The 803-nt window shown below is 45.7% G+C and carries 2 protein-coding genes; both read left to right on the top strand.

The window, feature by feature from the left end:
• A partial coding sequence (gene syd / locus R8O11_RS26670; RefSeq protein ID WP_318194802.1) for a SecY-interacting protein occupies positions 1-493 on the top strand: 493 nt, incomplete at its 5' end.
• 2 nt (positions 494-495) lie between these two features.
• Positions 496-803, top strand: a 308-nt coding sequence (locus tag R8O11_RS26665) for a DUF2310 family Zn-ribbon-containing protein (protein WP_318194801.1), incomplete at its 3' end; no start/stop codon positions are given.

Raw genomic sequence — 803 nt, 5'->3', positions numbered from 1 at the left:
AGCTTGGCAAAATAAGCATAATGAATTGCCTCGCAATGAGGAGCTTGCTGATCTTGTTTCTCCATGTGTCGAAGAGAAGTGTGACGGCGCGGTATTGTGGAAAGCATTCCCGCGAGAAGAGATGGCGGATTTTACTAACGTTGAAAATGCGATTGAGTTGACGCTGCATGAAGACATTAAAGCGTTTTATGGATCTCAATACAGTGCGGATATGGACGCAACGTGGCAGACGAATCCTCTGACATTGCTTCAAGTTTGGAGTGATGACGATTTTGTTCGTTTACAAGAGAACATTTTGGGTCACTTGGTGACACAGCGTCGTCTAAAGCTAAAACCGACGGTGTTTATCGCAGCGACGGATGCAGAATTGGACGTGATTTCAATTTGTAACTTAACGGGCAATGTGATTTTAGAGCGTTTAGGAACAGATAAGCGCGAAGTGCTCGCAGAGAATGTTGTGGAGTTTTTGGCCAAAATTGAGGCTGCGGTGTAAGCATGTACGTTGTTGAGTTGCAATTTGAGTGTTTTGATAACACCACCGTCAGTGCGGTAGATAAAGCCATTAACGGTTTGATGGATGCGTTACGTTACAACGGCCAAGTGCTAGGTCGTGAATTCCCGATAGTGATGGGCGATGGCGAATTTTTTGTGCGCGTGGTTTGTCCGGAGCAAGACAGTTTGCATCCGCGTTATCATTCAGATTTCGTTAAAGTGTGCATGCATCGTTTGTCGGATGCGTCTTTGCTTGCCCCGACAATGCGTATGCTTGGTCCTGATTTAAATTCAGAACAAGCGGCCGAAGA

It is taken from the genome of Vibrio sp. 1288, from assembly GCF_033344475.1.
The sequence above is the reverse complement of the archived record's forward strand: the minus strand, read 5'-3'. Positions and strand labels throughout refer to the sequence as shown.